Annotated in this window: 23 protein-coding genes; 6 read left to right on the forward strand and 17 right to left on the reverse strand. The window is 71.0% G+C overall.

What is annotated here, in order from left to right:
* Window positions 1–6: 6 nt before the first annotated feature.
* The 15 genes from D1J60_RS06680 to D1J60_RS06750 all read right to left on the reverse strand — a co-directional run bounded on the left by D1J60_RS06680 (window position 7) and on the right by D1J60_RS06750 (window position 13651).
* Window positions 7–753 (reverse strand): MinD/ParA family protein, encoded by a 747-nt coding sequence (locus tag D1J60_RS06680; protein ID WP_125820496.1) that lies wholly within the window; start codon window positions 751–753, stop codon window positions 7–9.
* The gene (locus D1J60_RS06685; RefSeq protein WP_125820497.1) at window positions 753–2012 is read right to left on the reverse strand and encodes a PP2C family protein-serine/threonine phosphatase; all 1260 of its coding nucleotides are present in this window, start codon (window positions 2010–2012) and stop codon (window positions 753–755) included. The genes D1J60_RS06680 and D1J60_RS06685 overlap by 1 nt, the downstream gene beginning before the upstream one ends.
* Entirely contained in the window at window positions 1994–2452 is a 459-nt protein-coding gene (locus D1J60_RS06690; RefSeq protein WP_241253535.1) for an anti-sigma regulatory factor, read from the reverse strand. The genes D1J60_RS06685 and D1J60_RS06690 overlap by 19 nt, the downstream gene beginning before the upstream one ends.
* A gap of 26 nt (window positions 2453–2478) precedes the next feature.
* Complete coding sequence (locus D1J60_RS06695; RefSeq protein ID WP_125595758.1) at window positions 2479–2790, reverse strand: STAS domain-containing protein; 312 nt, start codon at window positions 2788–2790, stop codon at window positions 2479–2481.
* Between the two features lie 25 nt (window positions 2791–2815).
* Window positions 2816–4960 carry a glycogen debranching protein GlgX gene (glgX, locus tag D1J60_RS06700; protein WP_241253170.1) on the reverse strand — a complete coding sequence of 715 codons (2145 nt, stop codon included), beginning with the start codon at window positions 4958–4960 and terminating at the stop codon, window positions 2816–2818.
* Window positions 4957–5295 carry an STAS domain-containing protein gene (locus tag D1J60_RS06705; protein WP_125595761.1) on the reverse strand — a complete coding sequence of 113 codons (339 nt, stop codon included), beginning with the start codon at window positions 5293–5295 and terminating at the stop codon, window positions 4957–4959. The genes glgX and D1J60_RS06705 overlap by 4 nt, the downstream gene beginning before the upstream one ends.
* A gap of 40 nt (window positions 5296–5335) precedes the next feature.
* Window positions 5336–7156 (reverse strand): AGE family epimerase/isomerase, encoded by a 1821-nt coding sequence (locus tag D1J60_RS06710; RefSeq protein ID WP_125820499.1) that lies wholly within the window; start codon window positions 7154–7156, stop codon window positions 5336–5338.
* A gap of 1 nt (window position 7157) precedes the next feature.
* Window positions 7158–7589, reverse strand: coding sequence for a VOC family protein (locus tag D1J60_RS06715; protein ID WP_125820500.1), 432 nt, complete (start codon window positions 7587–7589; stop codon window positions 7158–7160).
* Window positions 7589–8200, reverse strand: a complete 612-nt coding sequence (locus D1J60_RS06720) for a DJ-1/PfpI family protein (RefSeq protein ID WP_125820501.1) — start codon at window positions 8198–8200, stop codon at window positions 7589–7591. The genes D1J60_RS06715 and D1J60_RS06720 overlap by 1 nt, the downstream gene beginning before the upstream one ends.
* Window positions 8193–9797, reverse strand: coding sequence for a GMC oxidoreductase (locus D1J60_RS06725; protein WP_125820502.1), 1605 nt, complete (start codon window positions 9795–9797; stop codon window positions 8193–8195). The genes D1J60_RS06720 and D1J60_RS06725 overlap by 8 nt, the downstream gene beginning before the upstream one ends.
* Window positions 9798–9810: 13 nt before the next feature.
* Window positions 9811–10182, reverse strand: a complete 372-nt coding sequence (locus D1J60_RS06730; RefSeq protein WP_125820503.1) for a nuclear transport factor 2 family protein — start codon at window positions 10180–10182, stop codon at window positions 9811–9813.
* Window positions 10183–10198: 16 nt separating this feature from the next.
* A complete protein-coding gene (locus tag D1J60_RS06735; RefSeq protein WP_125820504.1) occupies window positions 10199–10654 on the reverse strand; it encodes a nuclear transport factor 2 family protein in 456 nt (151 codons plus the stop codon).
* 12 nt (window positions 10655–10666) lie between these two features.
* Complete coding sequence (locus D1J60_RS06740; RefSeq protein ID WP_125820505.1) at window positions 10667–11098, reverse strand: nuclear transport factor 2 family protein; 432 nt, start codon at window positions 11096–11098, stop codon at window positions 10667–10669.
* Window positions 11099–11163: 65 nt separating this feature from the next.
* On the reverse strand, window positions 11164–12807 hold the full coding sequence (locus D1J60_RS06745) for a thiamine pyrophosphate-binding protein (RefSeq protein WP_125820506.1): 1644 nt from the start codon (window positions 12805–12807) through the stop codon (window positions 11164–11166).
* Between the two features lie 19 nt (window positions 12808–12826).
* A complete protein-coding gene (locus tag D1J60_RS06750; protein WP_125595786.1) occupies window positions 12827–13651 on the reverse strand; it encodes a type 1 glutamine amidotransferase domain-containing protein in 825 nt (274 codons plus the stop codon).
* A 277-nt stretch (window positions 13652–13928) separates the two neighbouring features.
* Here D1J60_RS06750 and D1J60_RS06755 point away from each other — a divergent pair, with 277 nt between their 5' ends.
* The 6 genes from D1J60_RS06755 (at window position 13929) to D1J60_RS06780 (ending at window position 18274) form a co-directional block, all read left to right on the forward strand.
* The gene (locus D1J60_RS06755; protein WP_125595789.1) at window positions 13929–14201 is read left to right on the forward strand and encodes a UBP-type zinc finger domain-containing protein; all 273 of its coding nucleotides are present in this window, start codon (window positions 13929–13931) and stop codon (window positions 14199–14201) included.
* 101 nt (window positions 14202–14302) lie between these two features.
* Window positions 14303–15940, forward strand: coding sequence for an FAD-dependent oxidoreductase (locus D1J60_RS06760; RefSeq protein WP_241253536.1), 1638 nt, complete (start codon window positions 14303–14305; stop codon window positions 15938–15940).
* Window positions 15941–15995: 55 nt separating this feature from the next.
* A complete protein-coding gene (locus D1J60_RS06765; protein ID WP_125595796.1) occupies window positions 15996–16487 on the forward strand; it encodes a hypothetical protein in 492 nt (163 codons plus the stop codon).
* Between the two features lie 77 nt (window positions 16488–16564).
* Window positions 16565–16894, forward strand: coding sequence for an antibiotic biosynthesis monooxygenase (locus D1J60_RS38815; protein ID WP_125820507.1), 330 nt, complete (start codon window positions 16565–16567; stop codon window positions 16892–16894).
* Window positions 16891–17370, forward strand: a complete 480-nt coding sequence (locus D1J60_RS38820; protein ID WP_125595802.1) for a group II truncated hemoglobin — start codon at window positions 16891–16893, stop codon at window positions 17368–17370. Before D1J60_RS38815 ends, D1J60_RS38820 begins: the two co-directional genes overlap by 4 nt.
* 187 nt (window positions 17371–17557) lie before the next feature.
* Window positions 17558–18274 carry a DUF4232 domain-containing protein gene (locus D1J60_RS06780; RefSeq protein ID WP_125820508.1) on the forward strand — a complete coding sequence of 239 codons (717 nt, stop codon included), beginning with the start codon at window positions 17558–17560 and terminating at the stop codon, window positions 18272–18274.
* Here D1J60_RS06780 and D1J60_RS06785 read toward each other — a convergent pair.
* On the reverse strand, window positions 18271–18645 hold the full coding sequence (locus D1J60_RS06785) for a barstar family protein (protein ID WP_125820509.1): 375 nt from the start codon (window positions 18643–18645) through the stop codon (window positions 18271–18273). The two genes, D1J60_RS06780 and D1J60_RS06785, sit on opposite strands and share 4 nt — an antisense overlap.
* Window positions 18642–19082, reverse strand: a complete 441-nt coding sequence (locus D1J60_RS06790; protein ID WP_125820510.1) for a ribonuclease domain-containing protein — start codon at window positions 19080–19082, stop codon at window positions 18642–18644. The genes D1J60_RS06785 and D1J60_RS06790 overlap by 4 nt, the downstream gene beginning before the upstream one ends.
* Window positions 19083–19106 lie beyond the last annotated feature (24 nt).

Consider the following 19106-nt stretch of genomic DNA (forward strand, 5'->3'; position numbering starts at 1 on the left):
ACTGCGTCAGGCCCGCGATACTTCGTCACGTGCGCCCAACGCGGTGAGGATCGTGCGGAATTCACCGACCAGGGGGTGGTCGGGAAGGGCTTCCGCGAATATGCGCTCTCCGTAGAGGGCCGCCATTTCCGGAACGTACGGGAGAATTCCGGCCAGGGGGGCGCCGTATACCTCCTCGGCCCTGCGGGCCACTTCCCGCCGGTCCACGCCCTCGGGTGCCATGCTCAGCACCAGGGCCCGCCGGCAGGCCAGCCGCCCGGCCAGGGCGATGGTCTCCTCCGCTCCGGAGAGGTCGACCCGGTCGGCCCTTGCCATGATCATTACGATGTCGGCGCTGCCCATGGCGGTCACCGACTCGTTGTTGAGCCCGGCGTGCGTGTCGAGCAGCAGGAAGTCGAGCGCGTGGCTCTCCGCCAGCCGGTCGAACCCCTCCGGGAGCAGTCCCACGTCGTACCCTGTGGTCATGAGCTCCCGCAGGGCCGCCGTCCCGGTCCGGGCCGGTACGACGTACAGCCCGGGCACGGCGGTGTCCCGGGCCGCGGTCTCGATCTCGCAGCGGCCGAGCAGGTAGTCGGCCAGCGAGCCGGTGCCGGGACCCAGCCGGAACAGCTGGTCCAGGGTGGGTGACTGGAGGTCGGTGTCGACCATCCCCACCCGGCGCCCCGCGGCCGCCAGCAGCAGCGCGAGGTTCGCCAGCACCGCGGACTTGCCGGTGCCGCCGCGGTGCGAGTGCACCACGATGGTCCGGGTCATCACGCCACCACCCGGTAGCCGGTGTCGTCCGCGTGCGGCCCCCGCGCCGCACGCGGCCGGTGCACGGCCAGCATGGTGACGTCGTCGTGCTGTTCGGCGGTGCCGGTGTGCTCGCGCACCGCCCGGTCCATCAGGTCGACCGCGTCCCGGCCGCTCGCCGGGGGGCCGGCGAGCAGTTCCAGCATCCTCTCGTCACCGAGGAAGCTGCCGTCGGGGCAGCGGGCCTCGGGTACTCCGTCGGTGAACACGAAGAGGGTGTCGCCCGGGTTCAACTGGGCGTAGCCGAGGGTGTAGACGCAGTCGGGCAGCACCCCGACCGCGGGTCCCGTGACGTCCAGGGCCCGGGGCACGGAGCCGTCGCCGGAGAGGAGCAGGGGCGGGTTGTGGCCGCCGTTGATGTAGACGAGGCTGCCGGTCAGCGGGTCCAGGACGCCGAAGAACAGGGTGGCGAAGTAGCCCTGCCGCAGGTGGTTGCGGGTGAGGTAGCCGTTGGTGGCGGTGACCGCGTTGAGCAGCGGGGTGGCGCCGACGACCGGGGTGCGGCGGCTGCCGCCGGTGCGGCCGGCGGCCATCAGGTGCTGGAGTCCGCTGTTCTCGGCGGTGTGGCGCAGCAGGGAGCGGATGAGGGCCATGAACAGGGCGGCGCCGACTCCCTTGTCGCAGACGTCGGCGACGACCACGGCGAGGCGCCGGCCCCGGGACAGCTCGAAGACGTCGTAGAAGTCCCCGGCGACCTGCCGGGCCGGCCGGAAGCGGACGTCGATCTCCCAGCCGTCGGGTACGGGCAGGGCCTCGGGCAGGAAGCCGGCCTGGATCTCGCGGCCGATCTCCAGCTCCTTCTCGTACCCCATGAGTTCGGCGCGGGCGTCGGCCTCGCGCAGGGTGCGGCCGAGTCCGGCCCGTTCGGTGCAGCTGTGCACCCGGGCTCCGACGAGGGCGGGCAGGAAGGGGGGGACGAGGTAGTCGTGACCGAGGCGGACGTGCCGCTCCAGGGCGGCGAAGTCCCGGACGGTCCAGACGACGACGATGGGCGCGCCGGCCCAGCGCCGCAGCCGGCGCACCGCGCTGCGTACGGCCTCCCCGTCGGCTTCGGCCGGGGCGAGCAGCACGTCCGCGGCGGGCAGCAGTTCGAGGCGGCCGCGCAGGAGTTCCCCCAGGGTGCGGGGGACGAGCTCGGCGTCCATCCGCCGCAGCGCGTCCAGCAGTTCGATGGGCGGCGGCGGGTACACGTCCAGGATGATCACGGTCGTGGAGGGCATGCGTCCGTCCCCTCATCGGCCTTCACGGTCAGCGTGCTGATGTTGCGGCCGTCCCTGCGGGCATAGGCGTACGAGTCCACGCTGGTCAGGGCCAGGTGGATGCCGAGGCCTCCGACCCGCCGCCGTTCCGGGGGGATCCCGGGGGCGGGGGGCAGGCGGCCGGCGACGGGGTCGAACGCGGGGGCGGTGTCCTCGATGACGATCCGCACCCCGTCGGGGCCGGCGCGGCCGCGGACGGTGATCCGTCCGCCGCCGCCCCGGTACCCGTGCATCACGATGTTGGTGGCCAGCTCGTCCACGGCCAGCCGGATCCGGTAGGTGGCCCCCTTGCCGAGGCCCGCCCGGCCGGCCAGCCTCAGGACGAACGCGGCGATCTCGCCCAGTGCCCCCACCGTCGCGGGCACGTCCAGCACAGCGGGCTTCCTCGCCAGTTCCACCATCTCAGTCACCGTTCCGCAGGTCGTGCTCAGTCATCGGAGAGGACGATGCTGCGGTCGAGCCCCGCCGTACGGATGGTCCGGGCGACGGGCTCGATGGCGCCGGTCACCTTGATGGTGACCTCGCCCCCGACCTTCTGCTGGGCGAAGACCAGGGAGCGCAGGCCGGCGCTGGCCATGTAGCCGACCCCGGCCATCCGGATCTCCACGGTGGCGGTGCCGTGCCCGGCGGCCTTCTCGATCGTCTGGTGGAACTCGGGGGCGGTCTTGGCGTCCAGCTCGCCCGTCAGTTCGATCACGGTGGTGTCGCCCTCGATGCTCAGGGACACGGAAAGCGGCATGTCAGTCTCCTTCGGTCTGGGCGGTTCAGTCGTCCCCGGGTTCGGGTCCGGTCGCGCGGCCGACCAGGATCACGACCGAGCGCGGGCCGATCAGGTACTTGCCGGCGTTGTCGAGCTCCTGTTCCGCGCCCGGCGTGCGGATGTCGTGCGGTGCCTCGGCGCCGGTGTCGGCGAACAGGTGCCAGCTGCGGCCGCCGGGCAGGGCGGGCAGTTCCAGGTCGTGCGCCTCCCAGTGGGAGTTCATGGCCACGTACACCACGTCCTGGTCGCCGGTGCCGCAGCGGGCCACCGCCAGGAGCCGGCCGTCCGCCGACCAGTCGGGCTGCCAGGCCCGCTCCCCGTGCCAGCTGATGTCGGGCAGGCCGAGGCCGTCCCGGAGCCGTCCGGTGGGGTGCGAGGTGGAGCGCAGCTCGCGGTGGTGTTTGCGGAAGGCGATCAACTGGCGCGTGAAGCGCAGCAGTTCGGCGTTCTGGTCGACCTGGTCCCAGTCGAACCAGGACAGTTCGTTGTCCTGGCAGTACGTGTTGTTGTTGCCCTGCTGGGTCCGCGCGACCTCGTCCCCGGACAGCAGCATCGGGATGCCCTGGCTGGTGAGGAGGATCGCGAGGGCGTTCTTCATCTGGCGCAGCCGCAGCGCGTTGACCTCGGGGTCGTCCGTTGGCCCCTCCACCCCGCAGTTCCAGCTGTTGTTGTCGTTGGCGCCGTCGGCGTTGCCCTCGCCGTTGGCCTCGTTGTGCTTGTCGTTGTACGAGACCAGGTCGGCCAGGCTGAAGCCGTCGTGCGCCGTCAGGAAGTTGACGGAGGCCGACGTCCCCCGGCTGGAGTAGAGGTCGGGCGAGCCCGCGATCCGGGTGGCCAGCTCGCCCGTGACACCGGGGTCGCCCTTGAGGAAGCGGCGGACGGTGTCGCGGTACTTCCCGTTCCACTCGGCCCAGCGCCCGTACGCCGGGAAGTTGCCGACCTCGTAGAGGCCGCCGGCGTCCCAGGCCTCGGCGATGAGCTTGGTGTGCCGCAGCACCGGGTCGAAGGCGAGCATCTCCAGCAGCGGCGGGTTGGGCAGCGGGGTGCCGTCCAGGTCCCGGCCGAGGATCGCCGCGAGGTCGAAGCGGAAGCCGTCGATGTGGTAGTCGGCGACCCAGTGGCGCAGGCAGTCTAGGACGTAGTTGCGGACCACGGGGTGGTTGCAGTTGACCGTGTTGCCGGTGCCGCTGAAGTTGAAGTAGTACCCCTCGGGCGTGAGCATGTAGTACGTGGCGTTGTCCAGGCCCTTGAAGGAGATGGTGGGGCCCTGCTCGTTGCCCTCGGCGGTGTGGTTGAAGACGACGTCGAGGATGACCTCGATGCCGGCCGCGTGCAGGTCCTTGATCAGGGTGCGGAACTCGTCGCCCTGCATCCCGTAGCGTCCGGTGGCCGCGTAGCCGGCCTTCGGCGCGAAGAAGGAGACGGTATTGTAGCCCCAGTAGTCGTAGAGCTTCTCGCCGGTCTCCGGGTTGCTGCGCGGGTTGTCGCTCTCGTCGAACTCGAAGACGGGCAGCAGCTCGATGCAGTTGATCCCGAGCTCCTTCAGGTACGGGATCTTCTCCCGCAGCCCCGCGAACGTGCCGGGGGCCGTGACCTGCGAGGAGGGGTGCCGGGTGAAGCCGCGCACGTGGGTCTCGTACACGACGAGGTCCTCGGCGGGGATCCGCAGCGGGGTGTCGTCGCCCCAGTCGAAGTCCTGGAGGCAGACCCGCGAGCGGTACTGGTAGCCGCGGCTGCGGTCCGGTTCCACGCCCCACACGTCACGGCCGGCGATCAGCCGGGCGTAGGGGTCGGAGAGGACCTGCCGGGCGTCGAAGCGGTGGCCGCTGGCCGGGTCGTAGGGGCCGTCGGCCCGGTACCCGTACTCGATGTTCTCGTGGTCGAGGCCGAAGACCGTCATGGCGAAGACGCTGCCGGTGCGGAACTCCTCGGGGAATTCCAGCTCGGCCATCGGCTCGGGCTCTCCGCGCTTGTAGATGACCAGCGTCATGGAGGTCGCCTGGTCGGAGAAGACGGAGAAACTGACCCCGCCGGGGACCACGTTGGCCCCGAAGGGGAACGGCTTGCCCGCGCGGACGCGGTACCCGCCCACCTCGTGGGTCGGGTACGCGTCCACGCGCAGCACCTGATCGGAACGGGCCTCGCTCATCGCGCTGCCCTGGCCCTGGTCGCGGCCGCCTCGCCGGTCTCGAAGAAGTCGAGGAACCCGGTGGCCGACATGACGAACCGGACTTCCTCGCTCACCCCGTACAGGGTGACCGCGACCCCGGCGTGCTGCGCCTCGCGGTAGACGACGAGCAGCGTGCGCAGCCCGGCGCTGGAGACGTAGGTGACGGCGGTCAGGTCGATCCGCAGCGGCCGGCCCTCGCGGACCAGCGGCAGCAGGGACTCCAGCAGGGTGCCGGAGGTCTCGCTGTTGATCTCTCCGGTCGCGACGAGCACGGTGGCCGTCTTGTTCCGGCGTTCCTTCACGTTCAGACTCATTGCCTGCTTTCCCCTCTTGTTGGGGCGCCCCCCGTGGGCACTACTGCTTCACCGGCCGGAGCCGGACCTTGACCTTGACCCGGCCCTGGACGTCGGGGAGGTGGACGGTCAGCGCCTCGGCGTCGAACTCCTCGTAGGGCTTCTCGTCGATCTCCACGGACGCGATCCGCACCGAGCCCGCGGGCAGCAGGTCGGGCGAGACGCGCAGGATCCGGTCGGGCAGGTCGGTCGGGTCGGGCTGGAAGTGGAAGTCCATCTCCCGGCCGTTGATGAGAAGGTTGTTGTAGACGGCGGCCAGGTAGCAGAGCTCCGCCGAGTGGTACATGGACATCGAGTGGCTGCCCTTGAGCCGCTCCGTGCCGAGCAGGTACGGCGTACCGCTGGCGAGCACGTTGAAGTAGACCGCTCCCTCGTCGTGGTCGAGGAAGAAGGTGTTGTAGAAGGCCTGGGCCTGCCGCGCCTCGCGCAGGTTCGCGTCGCCGCCGACCGTGCCGTTCAGGATGAGGTAGGCGAGGATCGCCTGCTCCTGCTGCCACCACGCCTTGCGGTCGTGCCAGGCGAACCGGTACGCCTCCTGGTCGCCCTCCTTCACCCGCTCCACGACGTCGTACCAGCCGCCGCGCTGCCGGTCGCTGCCCACGGCCGGCATGATCTCGCCGATCTTCCGGGCGAGCTGCTCGTAGGCGGGCTTGGCCTTCAGCGAGTTCATCCGCATCAGGTTCCAGGCGATCTTCAGGTTGTGGCCGACGACCGCGCGGTTCTGCTGCCAGCTGTGCGCGGTGTCGTGCGACCAGTCGCGGAAGAAGCGCTCCTGGACGAACGGGCTGTTCTTGTAGTCCGGGAAGCGGTCCGCGATGGTGTCGAAGGTGTACTCCAGGAAGTCGGCGTACCTCTGCTCGCCGGTCGCCAGGTACAGGTTGATGAGGTACGCGGGCGCGTGGTCGCCGACCGAGTTCCAGTTCTTGCGCTCGGCGTTCTCGCCGAGGGACTCGTGGTCGGCGCTGAACAGGATCGGGTCGATGTGCGAGTAGTAGCCGCCCTGCTCCTCGTCCTTGAAGAACTTGTCGAAGAGCCGGATGGTGGCGTCCGCGTCGTTCTTGATCCGGACGTCGCCGGTGATCCGGTAGGTCTGGACGGGGCCGGCCAGCGCGTAGATCTGCTCGTACATCGGGATCGCGTCGTAGTCGTCGGAGAACTCCGAGGTGAAGAGCTTGCGCTCGCTGTCACCGTCGACGCTGATGCCGTGGTACCAGAAGACCACGTCCTCCTCGCTGTCGACGACCCGCATGTGCTTGCGCAGGTACTCGGTGCCGCGCTCGGCGATCTCCAGGTACTCGTCCTTGCCGGTGAGCAGGTAGGCCGAGGCCATGCCGTAGACCAGGCGGGAGATGGTGTCGGTCTCCTGGACGTGGCTGGCGGTCTTGTCGCCGCCGAGGCGGACCTCGGTGCGGTACTCGGTGAAGTCCACCGGTCCGTCGCCGAACTGCGCGCGCTTGTAGAAGTCGGCCAGCGACTCGATCTGCCGGATCCACCAGCCGGCCTCCTCGAAGCGGTAGTCCTCGGCGCCGCGGCCCAGGAACACCAGCCGCTTGGCGTCGAAGCGCCCTCCCTGCTCGGGGTAGTGGACGCCGTAGGCGAAGAGGAACCGGCCCGGGGAGAGCATCTCGTCGACGTGCCCGGAGGCGTCGACGTACGGCTCGTCCAGGTTGCGGACCAGCTCGGCGCTGGGGCCGGAGGCGAGGGAGACCTCGAACTCGCGGTCGTCGGTGGTCTTCAGCCGCAGCAGCCGGGACGAGGAGTCGAAGCGGACGACGTAGCCCGCGATCGTGTCGGAGAAGGAGAAGGTCAGCGAGCCCGCCATGTCATGCACCGTCCTTGTCGTGTGAGCGGTCGTCCTCGTACCCCTGGCTGACCTCGACGATCACCCCGTCGGGGTCGCGCACCCAGACGGTCCGCCAGCCGCAGATGAAGTCGTCGAAGTCCAGCGGTCCCAGCGTCACCTCGGCCGCGTCGCCCAGTTCCGCGAGGAACGCGTCGACGCTGTCGGTCTGGAAGGCCAGGTGGCGTATCCGGCCCGGGGCCGGCGGACCGTCTTCGTGCGCGGTCCGGGCGGGCTCGGTGGCCGCCGCGAAGAGCTCCAGGTACGCGTCCCCCTTGCGCAGGAACACGATCCGCGACTCCCCGAGGTCGACGACCCGGGCCCGGGTGAAGCCGAAGTACCGGGTGTAGAACTCCTCGGTGGTCTTCTGGTCGGCGCAGTTGAGGCCGACGTGGGACCAGACCAGGTTCCCCATCAGGTGCTCCCCCGGCCCCGGCCCGCGGCGAGCAGTTCGATGATCCGGCGGGCGAAGAGGTGGTGGTGGGCGCCGGTGCGGCCGGTGACGAGGTCGCCGTCGACCACCACGTCCTCGTCGACGTACTGGGCGCCCATGTTGCGGACGTCGCCGATGAGGTTGTTGTGGCAGACGACCTTGCGGCCGCGGACCTTGGCCGGGATCGAGGAGGCCAGCCACATGCCGTGGCAGATGATCCCCTTGAGGACGGCCGGCTCCTCGAAGGCCCGGCGCAGGAACTCGGTCGCCGGGGCGAGGACGTCCACGTCCTCGGTGTAGCGCAGCCGGTCGGCGACCATCCCCGAGGGCACGATCAGCGCGGCGTAGCGGCGCAGCTCCTCGTCGTCCAGCCCCTCCAGGGACTTGGTCGCGGTGAAGGGCGCCCGGTACTCGTGCCCGGTGAAGGTGATGGAGTCGTTGCCCCACAGCCGGGTCAGGAAGTCGACCTCGGCCCCTTCCTCGGCGAACCGCCGCTGGTAGTAGAAGATCTCCGGTTCGTAGAAGTCGCTCTCGACCAGGACCGCGATCCTGGTCCCGGTCAGCGCCCCCTCGCGCAGGACCACGTCAGGCACGGGAGATCCCCCTCAGGAAGTCCGCCGCGCGCTCGGCGATCATCGCGATGGCGGTGTGGCAGTTGCCCGACGGGACGGCGGGCATCACGCTGGCGTCGACGACGCGCAGGTTCCGTACGCCGTGCACCCGCAGTTCGGGGTCGACGACGGCGAGGTCGTCGACGCCCATGCGGCAGGAGCCGGCCTGGTGGTGGTAGCTCTCGGACTTCTGCCGGACGAAGGTCCGCAGCTCCTCGTCGGAGACGAAGCCCGGTCCGGGCTGGAGCTCCTGCTTGTACCAGGGCGAGAAGGCGGAGGTGGCGAAGAGCTCCCGGGCGAGTTTGACGCCCTGCACCATCCGTTCCAGGTCCCAGCGGTCGCCCAGGTAGTTCGGGTGGATCAGCGGGTGGGCCAGCGGGTCGGCGCTCGCGAGCCTGATCCAGCCGCGCGAGACCGGGCGTACGACGCCGGGCAGGATGGAGACGGTGTTCGGGTGGTCCTTGCCGACGATCACGTCGAACGGGACGTGGACGAAGGCGATCTGGAGGTCCGGGGCGGGCAGTCCGGGCCGGGAGGACAGGAACAGGGCGCTCTCGGAGAGGTTCTGCGCGGGAGGCGGGAGTTCCTGGGTGACCTCGGCCATCAGCCCGGTCAGGACGTGGTTGTGGAAGTTCTCCCCGACCCCGGGGACGGCTGCCGTGACGGCGATGCCGTGCTCGCGCAGCCGCTCGGGGTGCCCGATGCCGGAGAGCAGCAGCAGCTTCGGGGACTCGATGGCCCCGGCGGCGACGATCACCTCGCGCCGGGCCCGTACGGTGTGGAGTCCGGGGGCCGCGGCGGTGCTGTGGCCGTCGCGGACGGTGCGGCCAGGGACGTCGGCGGGGGCCTGGAGCTGGGCGTACTCGACGCCCGTGCAGGTGTCCCCCTCGAAGAGCAGCCGGGTGGACTGGGCGCTGGTGCGCAGGGTCAGGTTGGGGCGGCCGAGCGCCGGCTCCAGGTAGGCGGCCAGGGTGCCCTGGCGGCGGCCGTCGGCGACGTCGATGTGGTGCCAGCCGGTGCCGAAGAGGCCGCGCCGGGGGCCGTCGGTGTTGAAGTCGGCTATCTCCTGGTGGCCCAGTTCGACGGCGGCGTCGATGAAGGCGCGGGAGACCGGGTTGGGCCCGTGCCGTCCGGCGTGGGTGATCCGCTGCGGCCCGGTCGTGCCGGTGGTGGCCGCGGTGGCGTCCTCCTGGCCCTCCAGCAGGGCGAAGTAGGGCAGGACGTCCTCGTACGCCCAGCCGGCCGCGCCCTGGTAGGCCCAGTTGTCGAAGTCCGAGGCGTGGCCCCGGATGTGCATCATGATGTAGAGGTTGCTGCTGCCGCCGGGGGCCTTGCCGCGCGGTTCGTACGTGCGGCGGCCGCCGAGGCCCGGCTGCGGGACGCTGGTGTAGCCCCAGTCGACGGGCCCGCCGAGCAGCTTGTACCAGGAGGACGGGTCGTCCACCTCGGGCGGGATGCGGGGACCGCCGGCCTCCAGGACCAGGACGGAGACGTCCGGGTCCTCGGAGAGGCGGTTCGCGAGGACGCTGCCGGCGGTGCCGGAGCCGACGATCACGTAGTCGTACTGTTCCGTGGCCACTATTCCGGTCCCCTCAGCCCTGGCTCAGCACCTGGAAGGGGGCGGTGTCGTGGTAGTTCGCCATGTAGGCGATCCGTCCGTCCACGATCTCGAAGTAGTTCATCACCTCGGCCTCGATGGCCTCGCCGGAGGCGCTGACGGCGCTGAGGTGGGAGACGGCCGCGGCCTTGGTCCCGTCGACCAGGAAGTGCACGGGCTCGTTGCGGAAGACCCGGTACATGGTCCCCATGCCCTTCATCATCGAGCGCAGGGTCTCCAGGCCCTCGATGTGTCCGGCGAGCTGCTCGTCCATGACCTGGTCGTCGGCGAACAGGTCGCACCAGCGGTCCCAGTCCCCGGCGTTGGCGTACTGGTAGTACTTGGTCAGGATCTCTCGGGCGTCCATCGCGTCTCTCATCCCCCTATCGGTCCCTGCGGGTGCCGTCCGGCGCGAACGGTGCCCAGAACTGGCTGAAGGCGGCCGCCGTGTCCCCGAAGAGCCCGTCGCGGCCCTCGGTGATCCGGCCGTCCCGCCACCGCATGAAGTGGAAGACCTGGTAGTCCATCCGCTCGTACGGGGAGGCGCTCGCCGGGTCGGCGCCGTCGCGCAGGGCCACGTTGCGGCACACGTCGGCGCTGCAGTCCTCCCCGACGAGGACCGCCTCCAGGTCCATCCGGAAGGTGCCGCCGGTGAGCTTGTGGGTCTGGCCCATCAGCTCCAGGAAGGCGTCCAGGCCCTCGTACCAGCCGGCCAGCGGGTGGTTGCCCGGCACCAGCCAGCGCAGGTCCTCGGAGTAGTGCTCCAGGATCCGCGCGCGGTCGCCGGAACCCAGGGCCCGGTAGGCGGACTCGACCTGCTCCCGTGTCACTCCCGTCATCGCCGCCGCCCCTCAGAGCGAGCCCGAACCGGGCATCGGCGCCAGTTCGTTGACGGTGTACTGCTTGATCAGCGGGCCGTCGTCGCCGGCGACGAGCGTCCAGGTCTGGTCGGCGTCGAAGCCCAGCCACTGGCTGCGGGCGGTCGGCGGGTCCCAGATCTTGGCCTGCCAGTTGACGAGGACCCGGACGATGGCGCGGTCGCCCTCGATGACGGGCTCCACCTTGGTGACCGTGTGCACCTCGTCGAAGAACCGGTGGGTGACGGCGTCGTACCAGCGGCCGAAGCCCTGGTGCCCGAGGAAGGTGTCCTCGGGGACCTTGAACTCCAGGTCCTCGGTGATGAGGGCGAGGACCTGCTCCAGCGGGAGGTGCCGGTCCAGGGCCACGTACCAGTTCTCGGCGAAGGCGCGGATCGCGTCCTCGGTCAGCCGCTCGGCGGGCATGCGGTCTCCTCCTGTCCGTCGGTGTGTCGCGTGGTGTGCCCGGCCGGGCCGGGTGCGGGCACTGCTCAGACCTGGACGTCGACCAGGTACGGGCCGGGGTGGGCCAGCATCCGGGTGACCGCGGCCGCGGCCTCGTCGGGCTTCTCCACCCGGGTCCCCTCGGCGCCCAGTGCCCGGGCCAGCCCGGCGAAGTCGATCTCTGGGTGGGAGAGGTCGAAGGAGCCCGGGAAGGCGTGCTCCGCGATGTCCCGCTCCCGCCAGTACTGGGCGATGTTGTCGTCGAGCAGCCGGTACTTGCGGTTGTTGCAGACCACGAACTTGGCGGCGATGCCGTGCCGGACGGCCGTCCACAGCGCCTGGTAGGTGTACATCGAGCCGCCGTCGCCCGCGAAGCCGACGACGAGCCGGTCCGGGTGGGCGAGCTTGGCGCCGACCGCCCCCGGGAAGCCGACGCCGAGGGATCCGCCGCGGGTGAGGTGGTAGTCGCCGGGGCGTTCGGGCGGCAGGTGGCGGGTGACCAGCGGGGAGGTGGTGAGCGCTTCGTCGAAGACGATCAGGTCCCCGCGGGTGCGTTCGGCGAGCGTCCGCAGGAAGACGGCCATCGGCGTGTCGTCGTCCGTCCGCTCCAGCGCGGCCCGGGCCCGCTCGCGGGTCCGCACCTCCAGCCGTGCGGCGGCCGCCGCCCGCCGGGCCGGGGTCAGCCGCTGTTCCAGTACGCCGGCCAGGGCGCGCAGCGCGTGCCGCGGGTCGGCGGCCAGGCCCAGGTCCACGGGGTGGTTCTTGGCGATCTCGTAGGCGTTGAGGTCGATGTGGACGACCTTGGCGCCGGGCCGGAAGGGGTTCTCCAGTTCGGGGAACACCTCGGGGAAGACGTAGGTGCCGACGATCAGCACCCCGTCCGCCCGCCCGATGAGCTCCTTGCTGTGCGGGCCGAACATGTGGCCGGTCTGGCCGCGGCGCAGCGGGTGCGAGGCGGCGATGTTCACCTCGGACGAGTCGACCTCGTACACGTCGGCGCCCAGCAGCTCGGCGACGGCGGCGAGTTCGGCCTGCGCCCCGGAGAGCGTGACCCCGTCCCCGACGAGGACCACCGGGTGCTCGGCCCCGGCGAGCAGCTCGGCCGCCCGTCCGACGGAGGCCGGGGAGGGCGCCACGTCGGTGAGCGGCACCGTGGCGGGCAGGACGGGCTCGGAGTTGAGCTCGTCCAGCACGTCCATCGGCAGGGCCACGAACACCGGCCCGCGCGGCGGGGTCAGGGCGATCTTGACGGCCCGCCGGATCGTGCGGAGCACGGACCGGGGGTCGGTGACGCGGGTCGCGTACTTGGTGACGGGTTTGGCCATGGCGACCAGGTCGCAGGCCATCTGCGCGTCCATGGCGTCGTAGCGCACCCCGGCGTCGCCGGCGACCACGACGAGCGGGGTGTGGCCGCGCAGCGACTGGTAGAGCATGCCGATGCCGTTGCCCAGCCCCACACCGGAGTGCAGCTGGAGCAGGGCCGCACCGCCGGTGGCGCGGGCATAGCCGTCGGCGATGCCCGCGGCCACGGTTTCCTGGAGGGCGAGGACGTACTGGAAGTCCGCCGCCGCGTCCACCGCGTCGAGGAATCCCTGTTCCACCGTTCCCGGATTTCCGAACATGACGTTCAGACCGTCGGCCTTGAACTGTTCGATGAGCCTTTCCCGTCCGGGAGTGGCTTCGGTATTCATCGGACTCCCCCTTTTTCCGCTACCACCCGTAACGGGTGAGACCTTCCTCCAGGACTTCCACGATCTTCTGCCCCGTGAGGTACGAGTCGGGGGTGGAGCGGCCGGTCACGAAGGGATAGTCGACTATCACCGAGAGCGGGTGGCCGAAATTCCCGTGGTAGGCACCGCGCGGGCCGGTCGCGTCGCGCAGGATGTACTCCAGCGGATACGGGGGCGGACCCATGTTGAAGTCGGTGCCGAGGAATCCGGTGCCGTCCTTGTAGTCGTACTCCTTGCAGTGGCCGGTGACGTGCTTGCCCCAGATGATGCTCTTGCGGTCGCCCCAGTCACGGGCGAAGGCGAGGCAGGCGACGCCGTAGCACTCGGCGGCGACGACCTTGCCGGCCTTCTCGAAGGCCAGGATCAGGGCGTGCACCCGCTCGTTGTTGGCGAGGTCGGCGATCGGACCGCTGCCGCCGACGATGAGGATCGCGTCGTAATCCGCGATGTCGGCGTCGAGCTTGTCCAGATCGCGGTGGTACTGCTCCAGCTTGCGCAGGTATTCCCCGTCGCTCGTGTACGGGCGTTCGGGGACCCACGCCTCGATGTCCAGCGGTGAGTCGAGCCGGTTCGACTGCTCGAACTCGCGGCCCAGCCGGGCGTTCTCCTCGGTGGTCACCGAGCGGCCCAGCGGGGGGTCGACGTAGTTCGCGTCGAGACTCGGCGGAAGTGCGTGCGCGCGCTTTCCGGTCGGCGTGGCGAATACGATCTCGTAGCCCCGCTCGTCGAACTTGGAAACGGGACCGATGAGTTCCTCGGACCAGTAGCCGTGTTCGGAGACAATGACCAGAATCTTTCTGCTCACAGATTCCTCCAGGCGCCGCCTGTTGTCGTTTGCGTTCCCCACACTGCGTGCGGCCGGGGCCCTCGTCAAAGGGCGTGAATGCGACTTCGTGAGGTAGCGGGCAAGGTCGTGGCACCACCTCACGTAGTCGCCCGGCGAGGTCAGGAAGTACCCGCCGGACTTCCTGACCTCGGCCGGATCGGTGAACCGTTCGGGGGTCGCCGACTTATGGTCTGGACGCGCCGTGATGGACGGGCGCGACGGGGCGTACGAATGCGCGAGGAGAGGGACGGGGACGATGACGACGGATTTGCTGTGCACACACGTCGACCAGATACGTCCGGTGAAGCCATCCGCGGAGGGCTGCGAGGAGTGCCTGCGGCTGGGCGACGGCTGGGTGCACCTGCGGATGTGCCTGAGCTGCGGCCACGTCGGATGCTGCGACTCGTCGAAGAACCGCCACGCCACCCGGCACTACAAGTCGACCGCGCACCCGGTCGCGGCCTCGCACGAGCCCGGCGAGGACTGGGCCTGGTGCTACGCCGACCAGCTGATGCTGGACCCGGCGTGAACGCGGCCCCGGAGGGCGCCGCCCCCGCCACGACCGCCGCCGCCACCGCCGGCGCGGGCACCGCCGAGCGCGCCGAGAGCCGCAAGCCCGTCATCCTGGCCGTGGACGACGACCCGCAGGTGCTGCGGGCCGTCCGCCGCGATCTGCGCAGCGCCTACGGCGACCGCTACCGGGTGCTCGGCGCCTCCTCGGCCGCCGACGCGCTGAAGATCCTGGACTCGCTCGACGAGCGCGGCCACGACCCCGCGCTGTTCCTCGTCGACCAGCGGATGCCCGACGTCACCGGGGTGGAGTTCCTGCTGGAGGCGGTCAGCCGGTTCCCGGACGCCCGCCGGGTCCTGCTCACCGCGTACGCGGAGACCGACGCGGCCATCACCGCCATCAACCGGGTACGGCTGGACTACTACCTGCTCAAGCCGTGGGACCCGCCGCACGAGCGGCTCTTCCCGGTGCTGGACGACCTGCTCTCCGACTGGCTGGCCACCTACCGGCCGGCCTACGACGGCATCATCGTCGCGGGCCACCTGGTCTCCCCCGGCACCCACGCCGTCCGGGACTTCTTCACCCGCAACGGGCAGCCGTTCCGCTTCCTGAACGTCGAGCGGGACCCCGAGGCGCTGACGGTGATCGCCGCCGCGCAGGCCGACGCGGCGCTCCCGCTGGTCCGCTTCCCGGACGGCTCGGTGCTGGCCGCCCCGACGGACACGGAACTCGCCCAGCGGCTGGGCCTGGCCACCACCGCCTCCCGCCCCCACTACGAGTGCGTCATCGTCGGCGCCGGCCCGGCCGGGCTGGCCGCCGGCGTGTACTCGGCCTCCGAGGGCCTGTCCACGCTGATGCTGGACTCCCGCGCCCCCGGCGGCCAGGCCGGCACCTCCAGCCTGATCGAGAACTACCTGGGCTTCCCCTCGGGCCTCTCCGGCGGGGACCTGACCCGCCGGGCCACCATCCAGGCCTCCCGGTTCGGCGCGGAGATCCTGCACCCCGTCGAGGTGGTCTCCCTGACCCGCGACGACCCGGCGAAGATCCTGACCCTGGCCGACGGTACGGAGATCAGCGCGGAGACGGTGCTGCTGGCCACCGGGGTCTCGTACAACCGGCTGGAGGCCCCCGGCGCGGACCGCTTCGAGGGCGCCGGCCTGTACTACGGCGCGGCGACCACCGAGAGCTCGGCCTGCATCTCCCAGCACGTGTTCATCGTGGGCGGGGCCAACTCGGCCGGGCAGGCGGCCGTCCACTTCGCCAAGTACGCGGCCCGGGTGACGATCCTGGTGCGCGCGGCCTCCCTGGACGCGAGCATGTCCCGCTACCTGATCGACGAGATCGACCGCACGCCCAACATCGAGGTGAAGGTCCGCACCACGGTCACCGCCCTGCACGGCGGGGAGCACCTGGAGCGGATCACCCTGCACGACGCCGACACGGGCGGGGACCGGGAGGTCCCGGCGCGGTTCATGTTCACCTTCATCGGCGCCCGCCCGCACACGGACTGGCTGGCCGGGGTGGTCGAGCGGGACGAGTACGGCTTCGTCCTCACGGGGTCCGACCTGATCGCCAACGGCGGTGAGCTCCCGGCGGAGTGGAGCCTGGAGCGCGCCCCCTACCCGCTGGAGACCAGCGTCCCCGGCGTCTTCGCGGCGGGCGACGTGCGCGCGCACTCGGTCAAGCGGGTCGCCTCGGGCGTGGGCGAGGGCGCGATGGCGGTCTCCCTGATCCACCGCTACCGCTCGATGGGCTGAGAGCGAACGCCCGGGGGCTTGCGATCACGAGGAGAGCGGATGCAACGTTGATTACATGATTACAGCCGAACAGAGCGAGAAGCTCCGCGCGTGGTTCGCCGAGCGCCTGCCGGTGGACGTCTACGAGTCACTCGTCTCGGTCACCGTCGACCGGGAGGAGATCACGGTCGTCGGAAAGGTCCCGGCGTCCGAGTCGGTCAAGGAGTTCCGCGAGCGCACCCGCGAGCAGCGGATGGAGGTGGCGCGCGAGGCGGAGGAGCTCTACCGCCGCAAGGTCGCCTGGGGCGTGCGGTCGGGTGAGGAGACGGTCCTCTTCACCCACCTCGCCGTGCCCGTCATGACCCGGCTGCGCCAGTCCGAGCGGCAGGTGCTCGACACCCTGGTCGCCGGCGGCGTGGCGCGCAGCCGGGCGGACGCCCTGGCGTGGTGCGTACGCCTCGTCGGCGACAACACCGACGCCTGGCTCACCGAGCTGCGGGACTCCCTCGACAAGGTGCGTCAGGTGCGTGCCCAGGGCCCGGACCTCCAGAAGTCTGGGTCCGAGTGACGGAAAACCTGTCCGGGTACGCATGATCCCGGAAAGGTAGCCGGGACGACCTGACACCAGGGAGAGGCACGCAACCCATGACCACCACCGTCGAGTACATCCGCTACCGGATCGCCTCGCAGGACCAGCAGGCGTTCGAGGACGCGTACGCGAGGGCCGCCGAGGCCCTGGCCGCGTCGCCCGAGTGCATCGACTACGAGCTGGCCCACAACACGGACGACAGCGAGCGGTACATCCTCCGCATCCGCTGGACCTCGGTCGACGCCCACCTCAACGGCTTCCGCAAGGGCGAGCACTTCCCGGCGTTCTTCAGCGCGATCCGCCCGTACGTGACGAACATCGAGGAGATGCAGCACTACTCCGTCACCGGCGTGGTGGGTCCGGGAAAGGCCGCCGGACAGTCATGAGCACGACTCCCACGATCTACGAGTGGATGGGCGGGGCCGAGGCCCTGGAGAGGCTCACCGACGCCTTCTACGCCCATGCGCTGCGCGACGAGGTCCTCGCCCCCGTCTTCGAGGGCATGGACTCGGAACACCCCCGGCACGTCGCGGTCTGGCTGGCCGAGGTCTTCGGCGGCCCGGCCGGCTACTCGGCGCACCACGGCGGCCACCAGCACATGGCCACCAAGCACCTGGGGCGCGGCATCACCGAGCGGCAGCGCCGCCGCTGGGTGGACCTGCTGCTGGACACGGCGGACGAGGTCGGCCTGCCCACGGACCCGGAGTTCCGGGCGGTGTTCGTCTACTACATCGAGTGGGGCACCCGGATGGCGCTGATCTACTCGGGCCCCAACCCGCCGCCGGTGGACGCGGCGAAGATCCCGGTCTGGTCCTGGGGCCAGACCCCGCCCTGGCAGCCGCAGGCGGCGAAGGCGGAGTGAGACCCGCTCGGGGGCCGGCCCGGACCGGCCCCCGAGCGGACTCGCCACGGCCACTTGGGCGGAACGGTGACGTCCCGTCATGAGTCGGCAACAGTGCGCCGGGAGCGGGACTCCGGCGACTTCGCAGGGGCATATCCGGGAGGTCGGCACCACCTCCCCACCCATGCGAAGCACACGGGGGCCCACCATGAGCACCGCCCGCAACAGATGGCAGACCTACGCCCTGGGAGCGGCGGCCGTCGCCGCGCTCCTCACCTCCACCGCCTGTGACTCCGGCAAGGACGACGGCAAGAACCCCACCGCCACCCCGTCGGCGTCCGCCTCCGCGCCCGCATCCCCCGGCGCGAGCGCCGCGCCGGGCACGGGCCCCTCGGTCTCCGCGAGCCCCTCGGGCGGGAAGGCCGGTCCTTCGCCGAGCGGCTCGGCCGCCCCCACGACCGGAGGGCAGTCGGCCGCCAGGGCGTGCAGCCACGACGACCTGTCGATCACGCCGTCCCTGTGGAAGTCGGACTCCGGCCAGAACCTCCTGATCACCGCCGCCAACATCAGCGGCACGGCCTGCACCCTCTACCACCACCCGTACGTCGGCTTCGGCACGGTGGTCGCGGGCCCGCTCCCGCCGATGGGCTCCGCGCCGCGGTCGGCCGCCGCCCTCCAGCCGAAGGAGAGGGCGTACGCGGGCGTGTACATGTTCCGCGGGGGCGAGCGGACGGTCGCCGTCACGGCGCTGTCCATGGGCTACCAGGACCGCGCGCCCGGCAGCAACAAGGAATCGGCGTGGCTCGAACAGGGCCTGGCCGCCTGGACCGGGGACCTGAACGTCGGCCGCGACGCCAAGGTGACGTACTGGGACAAGGACCTCCGCGCGGTGGAGGACCAGCTGTTCCGGCCGGGCAAGGGTTAGGCCGACAGCAGTACCGTCAGCGGGGGCGCCCCGTCGTCGTGCTCCCGCTGCTCCCGCCAGAAGTCCACGGCCCCCTCCAGGACCTCCGTCAGGGTGGCCCAGTCCTGCGGGCGCTCGGCCGCGTAGCCGCGCCAGGAGGTCACCGCCAGCAGCCGCGCGGGGGCCTCGGGGAGCCAGGACAGGTCGGCCAGCACGTCGGCCAGCGCGTCCCAGTTCCCGCCGAACCACTCCGGTGCCGCGAGGGCCCGCGCGCACCGCCGCATCAGCGCCGCCTTGCTCCGTACGCCGTTCAGGTCCAGCCGTACGACGTGCCAGCCGGCCTCCTCGGCTGCGGCCAGTGCGGGGGCGAGCGGCTGCGGGTCGAGGGTCATCGGAGAACCGCCCTGAAGGTGTCGTAGTGGTCGTCCGTGTAGTAGAACTCCCCGCCCCCGCCCGTCACGATCCGCCGGGCGCCGCGGTCGCGCTCGCCCGGGGTGCGCACGGTGAACTCGTGGTAGTAGCCGCGCTTCTGCTGCGGCAGGACCTTCTCGAAGTTCCCGAAGACGGTGCCGTCCTGCCGGTACGGGTACGGCCCGCCCTTGTCGATCAGGGCGAGCACCTCGCGCGCCTGCGGGGGCAGCTCGTCGGCCCGTACGGTGGGCATCCCCTTCGCCCACGCGGGAGCGGGCGCGGCGGTGCTCGCCGCGGACGAGGGCCGCGCCGGGGCGGCCCCGCCACCGCAGCCCGTCAGGGCGGCGGTCAGCGCGGCGCACAGGAACAGGGCCCCGAGCACGCGTGACAACGACCGGGGCACGTTCCTGAGGATCATGCCCCGATCGTGCCAAATATCCGA

Origin of the sequence: Streptomyces sp. W1SF4 (assembly GCF_003950035.1) — a bacterium.
Classification (GTDB): domain Bacteria; phylum Actinomycetota; class Actinomycetes; order Streptomycetales; family Streptomycetaceae; genus Streptomyces; species Streptomyces racemochromogenes.